This is a genomic window from Oleiphilus sp. HI0086, from assembly GCF_001635225.1.
Window position 1 is genome coordinate 1 of the sequence record NZ_LWFZ01000408.1, and the last position, 337, is coordinate 337.

1 protein-coding gene is annotated in these 337 nt (G+C 46.0%); it reads left to right on the plus strand.

Annotated elements, in window-relative coordinates; translation table 11 throughout:
- Positions 1–337 (plus strand): acyl-CoA dehydrogenase family protein (locus A3756_RS05060; protein ID WP_197481181.1); only part of this gene is annotated, 337 nt, incomplete at both ends.

Here is a 337-nt window from a genome sequence, read left to right on the forward strand (position 1 = left end):
GTGGACGGGTACCATGTGTTTAACAGAGCCTCAGTGTGGTTCTGACCTAGGTATTTTGACTACTAAGGCTGAGCCAAATGCTGATGGTAGCTACAACATCACGGGTACGAAGATCTTCATCTCTGCCGGTGAGCACGATATGGTTGATAACATCGTTCACATTGTTCTAGCACGTCTTCCTGGCGCACCAGAAGGTACTAAGGGTATTTCTCTGTTTATCGTACCTAAGTTGTTGCCAGATGCAGACGGTAATCCAGGCGAGAAAAACAACGTTACCTGTGGTTCTATCGAGCACAAAATGGGTATCCATGGTAACGCAACTTGTGTGATGAACTTT